At 62.7% G+C, this 17,733-nt stretch carries 14 protein-coding genes, 2 tRNA genes and 1 pseudogene; 11 read left to right on the plus strand and 6 right to left on the minus strand.

The window, feature by feature from the left end:
* Positions 1-250: pseudogene (locus tag E1N52_RS33175) on the plus strand (IS5/IS1182 family transposase); the annotation flags it as partial.
* 72 nt (positions 251-322) lie between these two features.
* Positions 323-4,600, plus strand: coding sequence for an AAA family ATPase (locus E1N52_RS33180; protein WP_281282794.1), 4,278 nt, complete (start codon positions 323-325; stop codon positions 4,598-4,600).
* 27 nt (positions 4,601-4,627) lie between these two features.
* Here the strand turns inward: E1N52_RS33180 and E1N52_RS33185 are convergent.
* Positions 4,628-4,703: transfer RNA gene (locus tag E1N52_RS33185), tRNA-Gly, on the minus strand.
* Between the two features lie 5 nt (positions 4,704-4,708).
* Positions 4,709-4,784 (minus strand) — tRNA-Asn (locus tag E1N52_RS33190).
* Positions 4,785-4,966: 182 nt separating this feature from the next.
* Between E1N52_RS33190 and E1N52_RS33195 the strand changes: the two genes are divergently transcribed.
* On the plus strand, positions 4,967-5,722 hold the full coding sequence (locus E1N52_RS33195; RefSeq protein ID WP_425468178.1) for a pyridoxamine 5'-phosphate oxidase family protein: 756 nt from the start codon (positions 4,967-4,969) through the stop codon (positions 5,720-5,722).
* 16 nt (positions 5,723-5,738) lie between these two features.
* On the opposite strand, the gene E1N52_RS33200 is transcribed toward E1N52_RS33195, so the two are convergent.
* Together E1N52_RS33200 and E1N52_RS33205 are read right to left on the minus strand one after the other, a co-directional pair.
* Positions 5,739-6,947: a GNAT family N-acetyltransferase gene (locus tag E1N52_RS33200; RefSeq protein WP_133187861.1), complete on the minus strand. Its 1,209-nt coding sequence runs from the start codon at positions 6,945-6,947 to the stop codon at positions 5,739-5,741.
* Positions 6,948-7,324: 377 nt separating this feature from the next.
* On the minus strand, positions 7,325-7,744 hold the full coding sequence (locus tag E1N52_RS33205) for a hypothetical protein (RefSeq protein WP_133187863.1): 420 nt from the start codon (positions 7,742-7,744) through the stop codon (positions 7,325-7,327).
* 498 nt (positions 7,745-8,242) lie between these two features.
* Here E1N52_RS33205 and E1N52_RS33210 point away from each other — a divergent pair, with 498 nt between their 5' ends.
* From E1N52_RS33210 to E1N52_RS33240, 7 genes are all read left to right on the plus strand, one after another.
* Positions 8,243-9,076 carry an ABC transporter substrate-binding protein gene (locus tag E1N52_RS33210; protein ID WP_133187865.1) on the plus strand — a complete coding sequence of 278 codons (834 nt, stop codon included), beginning with the start codon at positions 8,243-8,245 and terminating at the stop codon, positions 9,074-9,076.
* A 16-nt stretch (positions 9,077-9,092) separates the two neighbouring features.
* Positions 9,093-9,824: an amino acid ABC transporter permease gene (locus E1N52_RS33215; protein ID WP_133187867.1), complete on the plus strand. Its 732-nt coding sequence runs from the start codon at positions 9,093-9,095 to the stop codon at positions 9,822-9,824.
* 35 nt (positions 9,825-9,859) lie between these two features.
* Entirely contained in the window at positions 9,860-10,504 is a 645-nt protein-coding gene (locus E1N52_RS33220) for an amino acid ABC transporter permease (RefSeq protein WP_425468180.1), read from the plus strand.
* Between the two features lie 124 nt (positions 10,505-10,628).
* Entirely contained in the window at positions 10,629-10,955 is a 327-nt protein-coding gene (locus E1N52_RS33225; RefSeq protein ID WP_133187993.1) for a DUF4148 domain-containing protein, read from the plus strand.
* 182 nt (positions 10,956-11,137) lie between these two features.
* Positions 11,138-12,433 (plus strand): NAD(P)/FAD-dependent oxidoreductase, encoded by a 1,296-nt coding sequence (locus E1N52_RS33230; protein WP_133187871.1) that lies wholly within the window; start codon positions 11,138-11,140, stop codon positions 12,431-12,433.
* A 13-nt stretch (positions 12,434-12,446) separates the two neighbouring features.
* Complete coding sequence (locus E1N52_RS33235; protein ID WP_133187873.1) at positions 12,447-13,004, plus strand: helix-turn-helix domain-containing protein; 558 nt, start codon at positions 12,447-12,449, stop codon at positions 13,002-13,004.
* Between the two features lie 622 nt (positions 13,005-13,626).
* On the plus strand, positions 13,627-13,905 hold the full coding sequence (locus E1N52_RS33240; protein ID WP_028207645.1) for an HU family DNA-binding protein: 279 nt from the start codon (positions 13,627-13,629) through the stop codon (positions 13,903-13,905).
* Positions 13,906-14,134: 229 nt separating this feature from the next.
* Here E1N52_RS33240 and E1N52_RS33245 read toward each other — a convergent pair whose 3' ends face one another.
* The gene (locus E1N52_RS33245; protein ID WP_165979493.1) at positions 14,135-15,637 is read right to left on the minus strand and encodes a sensor domain-containing diguanylate cyclase; all 1,503 of its coding nucleotides are present in this window, start codon (positions 15,635-15,637) and stop codon (positions 14,135-14,137) included.
* A gap of 235 nt (positions 15,638-15,872) precedes the next feature.
* Positions 15,873-16,250: a DUF427 domain-containing protein gene (locus E1N52_RS33250; RefSeq protein ID WP_133187875.1), complete on the minus strand. Its 378-nt coding sequence runs from the start codon at positions 16,248-16,250 to the stop codon at positions 15,873-15,875.
* 218 nt (positions 16,251-16,468) lie between these two features.
* On the opposite strand from E1N52_RS33250, the gene ssuD reads away from it, so the two are divergent.
* Complete coding sequence (gene ssuD, locus E1N52_RS33255) at positions 16,469-17,614, plus strand: FMNH2-dependent alkanesulfonate monooxygenase (protein WP_133187877.1); 1,146 nt, start codon at positions 16,469-16,471, stop codon at positions 17,612-17,614.
* The last annotated feature ends 119 nt before the right edge of the window (positions 17,615-17,733 follow it).

A 17,733-nucleotide genomic window follows, 5' to 3' on the forward strand; every position in this document is an offset into this window, starting at 1 on the left:
AGGCATCACGCGGAGACTACGAGCGATGATCAGACGGCGCAGTGCGATCGAGCCAGCCATCGGCCACATGAAGACAGATGGCAAACTCGATCGGAACTGGCTGAAGGGAGCGCTCGGTGACGCGATGCACGCTGTGCTATGCGGCGCCGGTCACAACCTGCGGATGATCCTGAGGAAGCTGCGGCTTTTTTACGCCCTTGTTCTCATCGCCCTGTTCTTCGCTGTCGATCAGAGAGCATCCGCCCGCTGACGCCGATGTTGCCGATGACGGCCAAAACGAATTGTTCAGGGGCGACTCGATAGCGGCGCGCGCCGGTCGGAACTGCTATTCGGCCGCGAGCGCGAGATGAACCGGCTGCTGCAGGCGGTGCTCGATGCATCGGTGGGCGAACCCACGCCGCTCGTGCTGGTCGAGGGGCCGGCCGGTATCGGCAAAACCGCGCTGGTTCAGCATTTGCGGCAGCGTCTCGCCGATACGCCGCACGAATTCGCTCAAGGCAAATGCGAGCAGGCGGACGGCGCGAAGCCATACGCCAGTCTCGGCCGCGCGCTTCATTCGTTGCTGCGCAATGCCCTTGGCTATCTGCCCGCGGATTTCGAGCAGCTTCAGCGGCGTATTGCCGACACGCTGGCGGACGAAGTCTCCATCGTCACCACGATTTTTCCCGAACTCGCACGCATCGTCGGAGAGCACGCGTACCGGCCGGCGGTGTCGGCGCATGCGGAACGTCCGCGCTTTCTCGACGCCATGACGCGGCTGCTGGGCACGTTCGCCGTACGCGGGCGGCCGCTGATCTTTTTCCTCGACGATCTGCAATGGGCCGACGAAGGCACGGTGGAAGTGCTCACGCACGCCGCGCGCAGTCTCGCCGGCCGGCATGTGCTGTTCGTGGGCGCGATGCGCGAGAACGAAGGCAACGGTATCGGTCCGCGCGGCGGCGCGCTGCGCGCGGACGGCCTCTGGCAGAAACTGCCCTTGGGTCCGCTATCACAAGACGATGTCGGCGCCTTGTTGACGGCATTGCTGCCGGGCACGGTCGATCAGTTCGACATGCTAAGCAGTGCGATCTGGCGCTGCACCGGAGGCAATGCGCTCTTCACGATCGAGTTCGTGCGAGCGCTGATCGAAGACGGCGTGCTCGCCTGCAGCGAGGCTACGCAGGAATGGCAGGCAAGCGTTCCGGCCATCGAAGGGCGTATGCGCACGCCCAATCTGATCGAATTGATCTCGGGAAAGATCGCCACATTGAGCGCCAACGCAAGGGCGGTGCTGCGGTGCCTCGCGTTGCTCGCAGAGCCGGCCGTGCTCAATACGATCGTGGCGGCCATGCGGCTCACCGGGGCGGAGGTCAAGGCGGGCTTGAGTGAAGCGGTGGAAGCGCAGCTTCTCAATCTGAACGACGAGCTTTACGCGTTTGCGCACGACCGCGTGCGAGACGCGGTGTACTACGGATTGAGATTCGACGAGCGCGAAACCGGCCACCTGGAGATTGGCCGTGAATTGCTGGCCAGCCGCGAATATCAGGCGCAATCCATTAGCGTATTCGTCGTTGCGAATCAGTTGAACGAAGCGGTGTCCATTGTGACGTCGCCCGAGCAGCGCTACCAGTTCGCCATGGTCAATCTCGAGGCCGCGCGCAGCGCCAAGGAGGCCACGGCCTACGCTTCGGCAATCTCCTATCTCTCGCACGCACGCACCTTTCTTCAAGGGAGTTCGGCGCCGGACGAGGTTGGTGCGCTGATCGATCTGCGTTGGGGCGAGTGCGAGTTTCTCTGCATGGAAATCAATCCGGCGTTGCGCCGCCTGAATAACGTGCGCGCCGGTTTGCTCGACTTCAGGAGTCGCGCCGCATTGGCCCGCCTTCGGGCGGCGCTCTACGTGACGAACGACCAGCCCGATATTGCGGTGGCGGTCGGCCTGCGCTATCTCGCGGAAGAGGCCGAAGTCATGCTGCCGCTGATGCCGACAGCGGAAGACGTCGATCGCGAATACAAGCGGTTTCGCCTGTTGTTTGCGGGACGCAGCATCGACGCGCTGCTCGGTTTGCCCATGTTGCAGGACGAAGGCATGCGCAATGCGATGGACGTGCTCGCCGACCTGATTCCGGCGGCGCTCTTCACCAGCCAGCGCCTCGTCGAACTGCTCATTCTCCGCATGACGAATATGGGCCTGCAGCATGGTCATTCCGACGCCTCGTGTTACGCCTACGTTTGCCTGAGCTGCGTGGTCGGGGCGCGATACGGCGACTACGCAACTGTCGCGCGATTCGGCGAGCTGGCGATGCGTTTGCCGGCGGAACGCGGCATCGCGCAATATCAGGGGCGCGTGCAGATGTGCTACGGCACCGTCAATTTGCCCTGGACCGGGATGGCGTCGTCGGCGCGGCGACACATCGAGGAATCGATACGGCGCACTGCGCAGGAAGGGGACATCACATTCTCGGTCTACGCTCGGCGCAACCTGGCGGCGAACCTGATCTTCGCGGGCGTCTCGCTTTCAGACGCGCAGCAGTGCGTGGAAGACGCGATCAAGGTGGCGCGCCAGGCGGGATTCTCGCTGATCATCGACGCCGTTCTCGCCCAGGCGTGGCTGATTCGCGCCATGCGCGGCGTGCCCGTCGACGTGGGGGTGGAAGACCCCAACGCCGATTACATGGCTTTGCTCAAGGAGTGTTTGAGCAGAGAGTCGAATCGCGACCTCGCGGCGTTTTCGTTCTGGACTTACCAGCTTCAGACCGCCTATCTGTTCGGCCACTATTCGACGGCATTGCGCGCCGAAGATGAAGCGAGCCGCACGGCCTGGTCGTCGCCGGCGTTCATCGAGATGGTGGATTTCATCTTCTACCGCGCGCTGCTCAGGCTCGCGCTGAGCCGTCAGTCGACGGGCGAAGCGCGCGACGTGCATCTGCAGGTCGTGCAGGAGCAACTGGCGGTGCTCGACGTATGGGCGGACGAGTCGCCCAATAACTTCCGCTCGCGCGAGCGGCTGGTGCGCGCCGAACTGGCGTTCACGCAGGGCGACACGGCGAGCGCGCAAGGACTCTACGAGGAAGCGATAGCGCTTGCCGAGGAAACGCGGGCATTCCATCTTCAAGGCCTTTCCAGGGAACTGGCCGCGCGCTTTTGCGCGCATCAGGGCTGGCATGCGGCGGAGCAGGGCTACCTCGTGCAGGCGCGCAGCGCGTACGCTTGCTGGGGCGCCGACGCGAAAGTCAGGCAACTCGAAGAAGAATTCCCTTCGCTGGTCGTCGCGCGAGCCGCGTTGCCTCGGGCCACGGGCCTGACGCTCGGCGGCACCGAGCATCAGTTCGACGTGGATGCGGTGATCCGCGCAGCGCAAGCCTTGTCGGGCGAAATCTCGCTGCCGCAGCTCATACAGGTTTTGCTGGACATCGCGCTGCAGTACGCCGGCGCCGACCGCGTCGTGCTGTGCCTTCTCGAACAGGGCATGCTCAATGTCGTTGCGCAGGCTACTGTTGGCAATGGAGCAGTGGAGGTGAACTTCGAGCGCACGACAGCGTTATCGGACATTGTGCCCGCCTCAATTGCGTACACGACGCTGCGGACCAAGGAGTCAGTTCTGCTGGACGATGCGCTGGCCGACTCGCACTACGGCATCGACGCGTACGTTAGATCGCACCGCTCGCGCTCAATCATGTGCGTGCCGCTGATCAAGCAAGGTGAACTCACAGGCTTGCTTTATCTGGAGAACAGCCAGATATCGGGCACGTTTACGCTGGCGCGCCTGCGCATACTCGAGGTGCTTGCCTCGCAGGCGGCCATTTCGCTCGAAAACGCGAAGCTTTACCAGAATATCGAGTCCGAGCACGAACGGCGCGCGGCGGCGGAACGGCATCTTCGCGACACGCAAGGCAAGCTGGATCGTGCCGCGAATCTCACGGCGCTCGGCGAGCTGGTTGCGTTTATCGTTCACGAAGTCAGTCAGCCGGTCAGTGCGATCGGCATGAGTTCGATCGCCGCCATGCAGTGGCTTCAACGCGATGTGCCCAATCTGGGCGAGGCGATCGAAATGCTCGAACAGATTTCGACGAGCAGCCAGCGCGCGGCCAATATCGTCGAGAGCATCCGGGCGATGGTCAGAAAGTCGCCGCCGAAGTTCGGCCCCATGGATATCCATGAAGCGATCCGCGAAGTGGTGGGGCTGCTGCGTGAGCAGCTACACAGCGGGGGCGTGCGCGTGACCGGCAACTTCGCGACACAGGCGCTGCGCATCGAAGGCGACCGCATCCTGCTTCAGCAGGTGATCATGAACCTGATATTGAATGCGCTCGAAGCGATGAGCGAGGCGTCAGGAGGCGATAAGCAGATCGAGATCCAGACGTCCGGCGATGCGTGCGCCGCGCTGTGGGTGTCGGTCACCGACACGGGCCCGGGTATTGCCGGGAAGGTCATGCACAATCTATTCGACTCGCTCGCGACCACGAAAGACGCGGGCATGGGGATGGGGTTGTCGATCTGCAAGTCGATTGTCGAAGCACACGGCGGACAGATCGAAGCGAGTTCGCTGGAGGGGAAAGGGGCGTGCTTCCGGTTCTCGCTGCCTCAAGGCAGCGGCAGGCGCGACCGGACGCTGTGCTGATCGCAGGCGGATGGCCTGCCTGGATGCTGGAGCGGGAGACGAGTCTCGAACTCGCGACCTCAACCTTGGCAAGGTTGCGCTCTACCAACTGAGCTACTCCCGCATATCTGGCTCCCCGACCTGGGCTCGAACCAGGGACCTACGGATTAACAGTCCGGCGCTCTACCGACTGAGCTATCGGGGAATCAAGGAGGCCGGATTGTACAGGAGATTTTTTGATCCTGCAGCTTTTTCCTGACAAATTTCGATGAGGCAGATTGCGGGCGATTTGGTTAGAAATTTAACGGTTTACGATGTATTACTTACGATCAATCGGCTTTGGATCGTTTCGTGGCTCCACCGCGCCACGCAAGTCTGGATCTACCCATGGGGCCACTGCTTGTCTATCGTAGGCGGCATCTCAACCCGAACCGTAGAGGAAGCCAAACGATGTCCCTTGCCGATGCCGTCAACGAACCTGCCGCCGACACCAGCGCGGCACCTTCGCAACGCACCCGTGTGCGCCGGATCGCGCGGCGCGCGCACTATGATGCGGCGACGCTGCATGCGATTCTTGACGAAGCCTACGTCTGCCACGTCGCCTTTAGCGACGAGCACGGCGTGCATTGCATCCCCACCGCATGCTGGCGCGAGGGCGATCATCTCTACATTCACGGTTCGAACGGCAGCCGCATGCTGCGCCTCGCGGCCGATGGCGCCGAGGTTTGCGTGACGGTTACGCATCTCGACGGCCTCGTGCTCGCGCGCTCGGCGTTCAATCATTCGATGAACTATCGTTCCGCGGTGATCTACGGCGTCTTCGAGGTGGTGGCCGAGGAGCACAAGGCTGCCGTGCTCGATGCCTTCATGGAGCACATCGCACCGGGCCGCAGGCATGAAGTGCGCGCGGGCAATCACAAGGAACTGGCGGCGACCACGGTCATGCGCATTTCGCTCGCGGAGTTCGTGACGAAGATCCGCACGGGCGGCCCGAAGGACGACGAGGAGGACATGGATCGTCCCGTCTGGGCAGGCGTGTTGCCGTTGACGCTCGCACCGTTGCCGCCCGTGGCCGATACCGCAATGCCGGAACGCGAGGCCCCCGCTTACGTGAAGACCTGGTCAAACCGGCACGACGGCTGACCACGGATTGCGGCGTTCACCGCGCCGACGTGAGGGCGCGCACCTTCGCGCGCAGCGGGTCGATGGCAAACTCGCGCGCACGGCGAAGGACGCGCCGCAACTGCTCCGCGGCAAGGGGAAACTCGACGAGCCTGCCACGCCATGTGAGTACGACGAAATGCGATTCGTACCAGCTCTTATGATTTGACCACCGCTCCTTATAGCTCGAGAAGTATGGCCGGAAGTCGAAATCACGGCCGTTCGCGAGCGCCCATCGCGCCATGTTGTCGACAAGCAGGTTGCCGACGGAACGGGCAGCATAGGCTTCGTCATACGTCGTGACGAAATACTCGAGTTTGCGCGGCCCGGTCAGGTTCACGGCTGCCGCAATGGGAACGCCGTCCAGTTTGACGAACGAGACCAATGGCGTCGTGACGAGATTGGTCCGCTCGGCGAGTTCGATGAAGAAGTCACGGACGTCGTCATTCATGAGAAAAGGCGCGTCAAGGCCACGTGAGAGCACCCAGTTGCGCTTTGTCGCAAAGAGCCACGTGAGCACCGCTCGGGCGTCGCTGACGTCCTTGCACCAGCCGTACTCAACCGCACCGTCCTCCGAAAGCCGCCTTGCGAGACGTCGCAACGGGCGCCGCAGCGAGTCGGGCCTCGTGGCAATGAAGGCGTCGAAGGTGGGGAACCGGGACAGCTCCATGGAGTAGCCGGACAGCAGACGCCAGCGTTCCGGAAGCGCGCGCAATACCCATGACAGCGACGCACGCGAGAGCGCCTCGTGTAGAGGGCTCTTGCACTCGACGAACCGTATTTCCAGCACGTCGGCGTCGACGCTGCGCAATGCATCGACGGCGGCGTCGTAGAAGCGCCTGTCACCGCGATCGGATACGAGCGGGCCACCGTATTCCTCGTTGCTTCCGCAGCCAAGTGCGCGCGCGACCCGGCATGCGCCTTCGCGCGCAATGGACAGCGGCCAAAGCGCGACGAGCGCGGCGCCGTCGTAGACGAGTGCGACACTGACCGACGCGCCGCGGGAAAATGCCTTGGCCGCCGCAAGTTCGCAGTAGGTGAATTCGAGCGTGGCTGGGCACGCGGTGCAGACGGCCTCCCAGGAGGGTTGCAGCTTCAGGAAGTCCTCGTGGGTGCTGCATACGCGAATCTCGTGACGAATACTACCCGTGTCCGCGCGGGCAGCGACGTCGGGAAGGAAAACAGTCTCGGTCGGTGAATTTCGCATTATCTTGTCCCGGTAGTCCGATTCGGCGGAGCGTCAATCTCACATTTTCCTTATCGATATGCACTCCGAACGAGATACGTATGAACATCGGAGACATATCGATATGATCCATCGAAATAAGACGCGCAGCGCAGGGAAGTATTCCGATTGCTTGAAATTGGCGGCGGACGACTAATGCGTGGTAGAAGCGTGGTAGGAGGAATGCGTGCTTGCGGTAAAACGCACCGCACCATCTTATGAGTGCGTTTGGCGCTCGGCATGAGTTGCCTGCGGATTAATCGGTTGAATCATCAACCAGGTGGAGATCCGACCGAAGGCGGACACGGCTATTGCCGAGCCCGCAAGACTTGCCTGTGATTGGATGCGCCCGGTTCCGATCAGGAGATGGCGGACCAGAGCATGCTGGCGATGGCGACGACGTAGAACACACCCGTGATGATTGCCGCCACGCGCAGTGGCCGGCCAACTGCCGAACTACTGGTGATAATGACCAGGCTTATCCCTATGCCGATCAGCGCAAGCACAAAGAGTCGCGGCAGCAGACTCCAGCCATCCAGCCCAACCTTGAAGATCGACCAGCTCAGGGCGGCGGCGAACATGCCGAAATACCACCATAGTCCCGCGGAGCGGTTCCATAGCATGAGGATGCCAGCGCCGATCAGTGCAACACCGGCAACAAAGTAGTAAGGCGCGTGGCCCATCCAGGGTATCCACCCGCCCAGCACTGCGAAAGCTGCGCCGACGAGGATTATCCATTCTGCGGTCTCGGCAGGAGACGTCCAGCGGCGGTAAGACATAAAAGTCCCCCTAATGCAGACAAACCGGGCTTTGCAGCGAGCATGACTGAAGTCTGAAATTGACTCATCGAATCATCGATGAAGAAGCTCATTGCAAAGTCCCACGTTGATGCTAAGCAGCCGATGTGCCCAGGTCAAGAGTGATAACCCCTCGAAGTTGTAAGAACTTAGGAACATATTCGCATTCAATTTTTGCGCGCGAAAGAAATGCGAGTCGATGGTATTGGCGCTAGTCGACATTACCGGGTCGATGCGATTTTCGCGGCAAGAGTTGCAGGGCATGCCTGCATGCGAAGAGACATGCGTCAACATTACTTCCCGCGCTCGGGTCGAGAGTTGGACGTTGAATAGCGTGCAGTTGGTCCATATCGCCAGCAGCGCTTTCGATCTGAAAAATACTTGGTTCGTTCGCACACGCGATGCAGATACGCTGCGTACTTCGCCAGCGCGAAGGTTCAAGGCAGCGCAAGGGCAACGAGAAAAGAAGGAAATACCATAATGAAAAGCTGCATCTGGGGCGCAGTGCCAGGCGCACTGTTGACGGCACTTCTGGTCGTGGCATCGACTTCCGCAAATGCGGATCGTCTGGACGACATCAAGCGGGCGGGCGTGTTGCGCGTTGCTGCATTCGACAGCAATCCGCCGTTCGGTTTCGTCGACTCGAAAGACAATCAGATCGTCGGGCTCGACGTGGATTATGCGCGCGCCGTCGCCAAAAGCCTTGGTGTAAAGCTCGAAGTTCAACCCACCAATCCCGCCAATCGCATTGCCTTTCTGAAGTCGGGCAAGGTCGATCTGGTATTCGCCAACTTTACGATCACCGACGATCGCAAGAAGGAAGTCGATTTCAGCACGCCGTACTTCGCGTCCGGCACCCAGTTCATTGCGAAGAAGGGCGTGTTGAAGTCTCCGGAGCAGCTCAATGGTCTGCGTATCGGCGCGGATAAAGGTACGACCAACGAGCAGCAGGTGCGCGCGAAATTCCCGAGCGCAACCATCGTCGCTTACGATGACACGCCTTTCGCGTTCGCTGCGCTGCGCACGGGCAATGTGCAGGCGATCACGCAGGACGGCCCGAAGCTCGTCGCGCTGCTTGCACGCTCGCCGGACAAGGCGAGCTATGAGATTTCCCCGTTCACGATCTCGAACGACTATGAAGGCGTTGGCGTGCCCAAAGGCGAGACGCGTTTGCTCGATGTAGTGAACAGCACGCTGACGCATCTGGAAAGCGACGGCGAAGCCGCACAGATTTACGACAAGTGGTTCGGCCCGAAGAGTGCGGCGCCGCTGCCCCGTCTCTTCAAGATCGGCGACCCGCAAAAGAACAGTTGAGCGCCGCGCCTGATTCATGCACAACTGGCTTGAACCGAAGTATCTCGCGTGGCTCGAACAGGGTTTCTTCGTCACGCTGATGCTCTCTGCCTGCGCGGCGTCGTGTGCGACGCCGCTGGGCTTTCTGCTGGCGGTTGCGCGCACGGCCCGCACCCGCGCGATCGCGCGCGCTGCGGCACTCTACGTGTTCGTCTTCCGCAATTCTCCGCTGCTCGTTCAATTGCTGTTTTGGTACTTCGGAGCCGCGGCTGTGTTGCCTTCCGACTGGATGACCTGGCTCAACACGCCGCACGTGGCATCGTTCGGGCCGCTCATGCTGCGCTGGCCGAGTTTCGAACTGTTCGCCGGCTGGGTTGGATTGACGTGCTACACCACGGCGTTCATCGGCGAAGAGTTTCTGGCCGGCATGCGCGGCGTGAAGCACGCACAGTGGCAGGCGGCTGCGGCGCTGGGCATGAGCCGTTACGCGACCCTGCGCTACGTGATCCTGCCGCAGGCGCTGCGCATTGCGACGCCGCCGCTCGCCGGCCAATACATGAACGTAATAAAGAACTCGTCGCTGACGATGGCGATAGGCGTCGGCGAGTTGTCGTATATGTCACGGCAGGTCGATACCGAAAGCTTCAGGACCTTCCAGGCATTCGGCACTGCGACCGTATTCTATGTGCTGGCCATCGCGATCATCGAGGTTGCGCTGGTGCTCTGGCAACGCGCCGGCCTGCGCGGTTTGCAGCGAGGCCGTGCGTGAACGAGTTCGAGTGGTGGCCTGCTTTGCGTTATTTGATGATCGGCGCGTTTCCGGCGGGACCGCTGGGAGGCGTTGCGCTGACGATCGCGCTCTCAGTCGTGTCGGCGCTGCTGGCGGCCCTGATCGGATTCGCGCTTGGCGTTGCGCTCGCGATGACGCGCGGCGTCGTACGTCTCGCGCTGACCGCCGGGATCGCGTTCTTTCGCGCGATACCCGTGCTGATGCTGATTTTCTGGACCTTCTTCCTGATGCCGATTCTGCTGCACGTCGACGTTCCCGGCCTTGCGACCGTTGTGTGCGCGCTGGCGTTGATCGGCGGCGCGTATCTGTCGCATTCGGTCTATGCCGGCATCACGTCGATCAGCGAAGGGCAGCGGCAGGCAGCGCTTTCGCTGGGCTTGACGCGCTGGCAGGCATTACGCGAAGTCATCCTGCCGCAAGCCGTGCGGGTGATGATGCCGTCGTTCGTCAATCAGTGGGTGGCGTTGATCAAGGACACGTCGCTCGCCTATATCGTCGGCGTGCCGGAATTCACGTTCCTGGCCAATCAGCTCAATAACCGTCTGCTGGTGTACCCGGCGCAAATCTTCCTGTTCGTCGGGCTCGTGTATCTGCTGCTGTGCGGGGCGTTGCAGTGGATCGCCAATGCGCTGCTCGCGGGCCGTGAGCCAGGCTTTTGACCGACGCGCACAAATGTTGTTCCCGTGCAGTTCTTTATCTTGAGTGCTCACCTAACTACGATGCGTTGGCCAGCTTCATACAACCGTATGCAGCCCTTCATAGACATCGAGGTGAATCATGAAACTGAAAGTTGTGGCTTCGGCCCTGTCAATCGCTGTGGCGCTCGCCGCGCCTGCTGTCGCATTTGCTCAATCAAACGGCGCGCTCACCCGCGCGCAGGTTCGCAATCAGCTCATCCAGCTGGAAAAAGCGGGGTATCGCCCCGGAGACGGTGATCAGACGACTTACCCTCAGCAGATCCAGCAGGCCGAAGCGCGAGTGGCCCGTACAGCTGCGGCGTCGAGCGGCTATGGCGGGGTAGCCAGCGGGACTTCCGCATACGGGGAAGCGACGGCAGCTGCACCCCAAGCGGGTGTGCCGGGTCTGCGACCGATCTATTCCGGCCAATGACTCACTGGATTGATGAGGATGACGACATAACTGCGAACACCGGCCCGGGCAGTTGCTGCTCGGCCCGGTCTCGGATCAGCAGGATCCGGGAGTGTCGCCCCCGGGAATATGCCGATTTGCGCGAATGAAATTCTCGTGCTAATTTTTCATGAAATTTAACATGAAAAATTTCACGCGCGCTCATGTTCGCTCAATCGACTCGTCATATCGAAAGCTATTACGCACGTCACTACGCAGAGAGCGGCGCGTTGCCCGAGCGCCCCGCGCTGGCGGGCGATTACGACGCGGACGTCCTGATCGTGGGCGCGGGTTTCAGCGGCCTGCACACGGCGTTGCGGCTGGCGCTGGCCGGCCGGCGCGTAGCGGTCGTCGAGGCGAGCCGCGTGGCGTGGGCCGCCTCGGGGCGCAACGGCGGTCAGGCGCTCCTCGGCTGGTCGTGCGACATGCCGCCGTTCGAGCAGGCGCTGGGTTTGGCGGGCGCGCGCGAGTTGTGGGACAGCATGCGCTGGGCTGCCGCCGAAGTGCGCGAGTTGCCCGCGCGGCACGGTTTCGACATCGACTACCGGCCAGGCAGCCTGTGGGCGGCGGTCCGGCGCTCGCGTGTCGCCATGCTCGAAGCCGCGCGCGACGAGGCCGAGCAAAAGTGGGGCTACGACCGCCTGCGCCTCATCACCGAGCCGGAGATGCCGGAGTGGATCGCCAGCCGCCGTTATCGCGCGGCGCTCTACGACCCCGAGGCGGGGCATCTCGACCCGCTCAAGCTTGCGCTCGGCCTCGCCGACGCCATTGAGCGCGCGGGCGGAGCGATCTTCGAGCAGAGCCGCGTGCTCGAGTACCGCGAAACGCCGGGCGGCTACGTGGCGAGCACGCGCGAAGGTTCGGTGCGCGCCGGCACGCTGGTGCTCGCCTGCAACGCCTACATCGACCGGCTCGATAGCGATCTGGCTGCCCGTGTGTTGCCCGTGGGCACCTGGCAGATCGCCACACGCAGGCTCGACCCTGCGCTTGCTCGCTCGCTGCTGCCGCGCAACAGTTGCGTGATCGACAATCAGTTCGTGCCGGACTACTTTCGCCTGAGCCCGGACGATCGCCTGCTGTTCGGCGGTGCGTGCACATATCTTGGCGGCATCCCGAAGGACATCGGCGCCGCGATCCGCCCGAGTCTCGAGCGTGCATTTCCGCAACTGCGCGGCATCGAATTCGAATACGCGTGGGGCGGTCACATCGACATCAGCATCCGCCGCACGCCAGACGTCGGTCACCAACGCGATCGCTACTGGCTGCAGGGCTTTTCCGGGCACGGCATTCTGCCGACGCTCGCTGCGGCGCGCGCCGTTGCCGACGCCATCCTCGGCGAGCCGCGCTTGCTCTCGCTCTATGAGCGCATTCATAATCCGCGCTTTCCGGGCGGCGAGCGCTTCGCCGCGCCGCTCGAGGCGCTCGGCAAGCTGTGGTATCGCCTGCGCGACGTCGTGTGACAGAGAGAACCGCATGGACCAGCAGGACGAAATCGAAGGCCTCGCGATCCTCATTCGCGATCTGCGCAAGCACAAGAAGGTGACGCTCGCCGAACTCGCGCAAAAGATCGGCCGCTCGGTGGGGTTTCTTTCTCAGGTCGAGCGGGGGCTTTCGCGGCCCACAGTGGCGGATCTCACGGCCATCGGCGAGGCGCTGCAGACGCCCACCACTTACTTCTATAGTGTGAGCATGCCGCGCGAACTGCCGTGGGTCACGCGGCCAGGCGAGCGGCGCACGCTTTACTACGGCGGCGGCATTACGGACGTGCTCGTTTCGCCCAGCATGTCGTCAGGTTTCTCGATGCTGGAGAGCCGGCTCGATCCCGGCGCGACGAGCGGCGAGCGCCCCGTGGACGACAGCGACGAGCAGGGCGGCTTCGTGCTCGAAGGCGAACTGACGATCTGGGTGGAGGGGAGCGACGAGCCTGTGTCGCTGCGGGCCAACGACAGCTTCCAGTTGCCGGCCCGTCGCCGCTTTCGCTACGCCAATCTCGCCGATGCACCCGCGCGCGTGCTATGGGTTTTCACCTGAGCCTGGCTGTCGCGACCGAACGCGGCGAGTAGGCTGGTAATCAGCATCACTGATCAATACATCGGCTAACCGGGCGATTTCCTTTCGCGCAGACGACACGAAAGGCGTTCATGCTGTCTTACGTTGCGCAATTGAAAGACATGCACGCGATTCGGCCGGCCGCCGTCCCCGGTTTGGATGACGGCTTCGAAGCTGCGTGGCGCCCCGTTCGCCCCGCTCGAACCTCCCGGCTGGCTCGCCGGATGCCGCGAAGGCGGCGTTCCCGAGGGTGACAGCAGGCAGCCGGCTGTCCCGGCGAGACATTTTTTCAGGCCTGGTCAAAATCGGAAATATTGCCGATTTTGGTTATGCCTCAGAGCTGATCTGCACGAATCGTTCCTGTATAAACCCGTTTAAAACCGCCGCAATGTCGTTTTTGTGCATTTTTGCCAATTTTTAACGTGTTTTTGTCTACACACTGACTCCGTGTTGTGCTATTGATTCGGCTTTCGCCGTCATGCACGTGGGAGGCAAAACACGTGCCGGGCGGGCGATCGGCGCGTTTCCATATGCAACGCGATTTGCCTGTTTTGCCCGCGTGAGGTAGGGTATGCAGGTTTTCTCAACTCAACACAGGTAGCAGATGAACAAACAGGAACTCATTGACGCAGTCGCCGCTAGCACGGGCGAGACCAAGGCAGCCACGGGCGCAGCTATCGACGCGATCCTCGACGTCGTGACGCGTGCGGTCACCTCGGGTGACTCCGTGCAACTCGTCGGCTTCGGCTCGTTCTCGACTGGCCAGCGTGCCGCCCGCGTGGGCCGCAACCCTGCCACGGGCGCGGAGATCCAGATTGCCGCCGCCAAGACGGTGAAGTTCACCGCTGGCAAGGCATTCAAGGACGCTGTCAACGCGTCGTGATGCCAAGCCGCCGCCATGGCGGACGCGCGCTGCCGGCTCGCTTGCTGGCGCGCGACGCAGCATCACGCCAGTGCGGTGGCCTGCACTCGGGCACGTGGCTTCAGGCCGCTAGCCTGAGTGTGTGAAACGAGGGCGCAAGGCCCTCGGCAAGCCGGCATGTTCACATGCCGGCCGCTTTTTCTTCCCTGCTTTTCTTACGGTATCCGAAGCGTTTCTCGCGCATCGGGCTTCAGGCGTCACGCGCTGCGTCGGCTTCCAGCGACGTGCGGCTCGTTTCGTTGCGGCGGCGCTTGGCCTCGTACATCGCCGCGTCCGCTTCACGCAGCATCGCTTCCACGCTTTCGCCTTCCTCGCAGCTCGCGAAGCCCATTGAAAAACTCAGCTTCGGTCCGCCGTAAAACTGGTTGTTCAATTCCACCAGTTTGTTGATGCTGTCCACCACGGTTTCCGCATCGCGCAGGTCGGCGCCGGGCATCAACACGGCAAATTCGTCGCCGCCGATGCGCGCCGCCTGATACGGTTTCTGGATCGCTTTCGCGAGCACTTCGCCTGCGCGGCGCAGCAACGCGTCGCCGGCCGCGTGGCCGAGTTGATCGTTCACCGTCTTCAGGTTGTCCATATCGACGACGATCGCGCTTACCGGGAACGGCCCCTTGCGATGCAGGCGATTGAGTTCGTCCACATAGAACGAGCGGTTCTTGAGCTTCGTGAGCACGTCGTGCTTGCCGAGGAATTCGAGGTAGGCCTCGGCTTTCTTGCGCGCCGTGATGTCGGTGAGCGCGAGCAACACGAGGTCCCATTGCGCTTCGTGGCCCGGAAACACGGAAAACTGCAGGTGTACGTTGACCTCGCTGCCGTCGAGCGCATAGTTCACGACCTCGCGCTGCTGAAAGAGGCGGCCTTCCCAGAGATCGAGCAACTGCTCGCGAAAGTGCGGACGCATCTCGTCGCGGAACACTTCGGGCAGGCGCGCGAGCAACGTGGCTTTGTCCGGCGCGCGAAACATGCCCAGCGTGTAGTGATTCACGTCGAGCACCTGGATTTCGCTCATGCAGCGCTCGACGAATTCGGGATGCACGTCGGTGAAGGTGCGAAAGTCGACGATGCCCTGCTCGCGCACCTCGTTGAGCAACTCGCGAATGGCGGAGAAGTTTTCGACCCACAGCGAAACCGGCGAGTGCTCGAAAACGCCGAGCGCATATTGCTCGCTCGCTGCCGCCCGATGGCGCGCTTCTTCGAGCGCCGAGACGTCTTCGATCGCCACGAGCACGCGGCTCCAGTCGGCTTCGTGGCCCGGCAGAATCACGCCGCGCAACAAGATATCCATGCGCCGGCCGCGCAACGTGTAGTTCACGCTCTTGCTCTCGAACGTGCTGTGCCCGGCCCACATCTGCTCGAGTTCGCCCACGTGCGCCTGGAACATGTCGTCGCGCAGCACCTGCGGAAGATGCGCGGCGAGTTCTTCGTAGTCGCGCGCACCGTAAAGATCGAGCGTATGGCGATTGACCTTGAGCACGCGGATGCAGGCCGAGCATTCGGCCACGCGGCGCGGATCGTCTTCGAGGAAGCGGCGCAGATCGGTCACGCCTTGTGCACGCCAGCGATCGAACAGCGCGCGCAGCTGGCTATAGTCTTCGAGCCACAGCGAAGTGGGCGTCACGTCGAAGAAATCGAGCAGATCGACGCCCATGTTGGCAAAGCTGGCCGCGGTGGCCGGGGTGCCTTGTTGCATGTCGGTTGGATGTAAGGGAGCGGGGCGCGGCGGGCTGCGCCGCACGGAATAACCGAATCCTGGCACACCTTGGGGCCGGAGTGGGCGTCGACGATGCAGATGTCACGTCGCCGCGGCGTCGGTGGCGGCCGTTGAGGTGTTCAGCGAGCCGACCTGCATCGCGGCCGGCTCGGGGCAAAACGCGAGCGTAACGTCGGATGGCGATACGTTTCGCATCGAAAGGCTGCGCGGGCACTCAGTCGGACGTTTCGATCGAATCGACGCGATCCGGGTAGAACGCCAGATGGTCCTTGATTGCCGACACCGCTTCATGCGGCGTTTCATAGCTCCATATCGCGTTCTCGGCCCGCGCGCCGCCTGGCGTAATCGAGTAGTACGAAGCCTCGCCCTTGTATGGGCACCAGCTCTTGTGTTCCGTGCGTGAGAGCAGCGACATGTCGGCGTCCTCTCGCGGTATGTAGAACACGGCCGGATAGCTCGCCTCGCGCAGCGTAAGCGCGCGGCGCGTGTCGGCGATCACGCGGCCGCCTGCTTTCACCACCACGTGCGTGTGCGCCGGTTCGACCGTGATCGGATGATCGGGGCCGGGAATCTTGACGGTCCGTGTGTCCATGGCTCGGTTCCTCGCGAAAGGGGTTGGAAATGCGGACGTTTAGCCGAATACATCATATGCAATTGCAGATTAACTGGTAGGGGAAAACGCTGCAGGCTGTTTCAATGAGGGCGCGACTGAGTTCGACGCACGGGCGGCGATAGTCACGCGATTGCGCCGCGTGCATTCGCGCTTCCAGTCTCTAGCCGCGCCTTCATTTACCCGCAGCAGGATCACTGATGAGCCTCGATATTTTCTGGTTCTTGCCGACTTCCGGCGACACCCGCTACCTCGGCAAATCCGATTTCGGCCGCGCGCCGACGAACGCCTACATGCGCCAGATAGCCGTGACCGCCGAAGAACTCGGCTACGACGGCCTCCTTATCCCCACCGGCAGCAGCTGTCTCGACCCGTGGGTGACGGCGGCGAGCCTTGCGCCGGTCACGCAGCGCATCAAGCTGCTCGTGGCGCTGCGCACATCGCTCGGCGGCCCCACCGCTTCGGCGCGCCAGGCGGCCACGCTCGACCAGGCGCTGAACGGCCGCTTGCTGCTCAACGTCGTGCCGGGCGGCGACGCCACCGAACTCGCGGCCGACGGCGTGTTCCTCGCGCACGACGAGCGCTACGAAGCCGCCGACGAATTCCTGACGATCTGGCGCGATCTGCTGCGCGGCGACACGGTGAACTTCGAGGGCAAGCATTTGCGAGTGCAGGGCGCGCAGAATTTTCACGCGCCGGTTCAGACGCCACATCCGCCGCTGTATTTCGGCGGCTCATCTCCGGCGGCGCACGAACTGGCGGCAAAGCACGTGGACGCCTATCTCACGTGGGGCGAGCCGCCCGAAGCCGTCGCGCAGAAGTTCGCCGATATCCGCGAGCGGGCGGCGCGCCATGGACGCACGCTCAAGCTCGGCGTGCGCCTGCACGTGATCGTGCGCGAGACCAACGACGAAGCGTGGGCCGCCGCCGAGCGCCTCATCAGCAAGCTCGATGACGACGATATCCGCCGCGCCCAGGAAAACTACGCGCGCATGGATTCGGTGGGCCAGCGCCGCATGGCCGATCTGCACGGCGGCAGCCGCGACAAGCTCGAGATCAGCCCGAACCTGTGGGCCGGTGTGGGCCTCGTGCGCGGCGGCGCGGGCACGGCGCTCGTGGGCGATCCGCAAACCGTGGCGGCGCGCCTCAAGGAATACGTGGACGCCGGCGCGGACAGCTTCGTGCTCTCCGGCTATCCGCACCTCGAAGAGGCGATCCGCTTCGCGGAACTGGTGTTCCCGCTGCTGCCGGGCAAGAAGCCGGTGACGCTGCGCGACCAAGCCTTGACGGGCGGCGCGTTCGACGTGCGTGCGCGTGAGCGGGCGCAGGAGGCCGGGCGCGCGTGAGCACCGCAATATGTGGCGACTGGGCCGGATACCGAGGGCCTGCCTGGCGATTATTCGTGTGAGCGATATTTTCGATTTATTGGCGTGAGTGATATTGGCGAAATATTCTTCACAGGCAT

This window comes from Paraburkholderia guartelaensis, from assembly GCF_004353905.1.
In the GTDB taxonomy this organism is placed as follows: domain Bacteria; phylum Pseudomonadota; class Gammaproteobacteria; order Burkholderiales; family Burkholderiaceae; genus Paraburkholderia; species Paraburkholderia guartelaensis.

Coding starts and splice junctions, on each gene's coding strand:
- E1N52_RS33195 (WP_425468178.1), top strand. CDS start 4,967: ATGGGGCCACTGCTTGTCTATCGTAGGCGGCATCTCAACCCGAACCGT.
- E1N52_RS33200 (WP_133187861.1), bottom strand. CDS start 6,947: ATGCGAAATTCACCGACCGAGACTGTTTTCCTTCCCGACGTCGCTGCC.
- E1N52_RS33205 (WP_133187863.1), bottom strand. CDS start 7,744: ATGTCTTACCGCCGCTGGACGTCTCCTGCCGAGACCGCAGAATGGATA.
- E1N52_RS33210 (WP_133187865.1), top strand. CDS start 8,243: ATGAAAAGCTGCATCTGGGGCGCAGTGCCAGGCGCACTGTTGACGGCA.
- E1N52_RS33215 (WP_133187867.1), top strand. CDS start 9,093: ATGCACAACTGGCTTGAACCGAAGTATCTCGCGTGGCTCGAACAGGGT.
- E1N52_RS33220 (WP_425468180.1), top strand. CDS start 9,860: ATGATCGGCGCGTTTCCGGCGGGACCGCTGGGAGGCGTTGCGCTGACG.
- E1N52_RS33230 (WP_133187871.1), top strand. CDS start 11,138: ATGTTCGCTCAATCGACTCGTCATATCGAAAGCTATTACGCACGTCAC.
- E1N52_RS33235 (WP_133187873.1), top strand. CDS start 12,447: ATGGACCAGCAGGACGAAATCGAAGGCCTCGCGATCCTCATTCGCGAT.
- E1N52_RS33240 (WP_028207645.1), top strand. CDS start 13,627: ATGAACAAACAGGAACTCATTGACGCAGTCGCCGCTAGCACGGGCGAG.
- E1N52_RS33245 (WP_165979493.1), bottom strand. CDS start 15,637: ATGCAACAAGGCACCCCGGCCACCGCGGCCAGCTTTGCCAACATGGGC.
- E1N52_RS33250 (WP_133187875.1), bottom strand. CDS start 16,250: ATGGACACACGGACCGTCAAGATTCCCGGCCCCGATCATCCGATCACG.
- ssuD (WP_133187877.1), top strand. CDS start 16,469: ATGAGCCTCGATATTTTCTGGTTCTTGCCGACTTCCGGCGACACCCGC.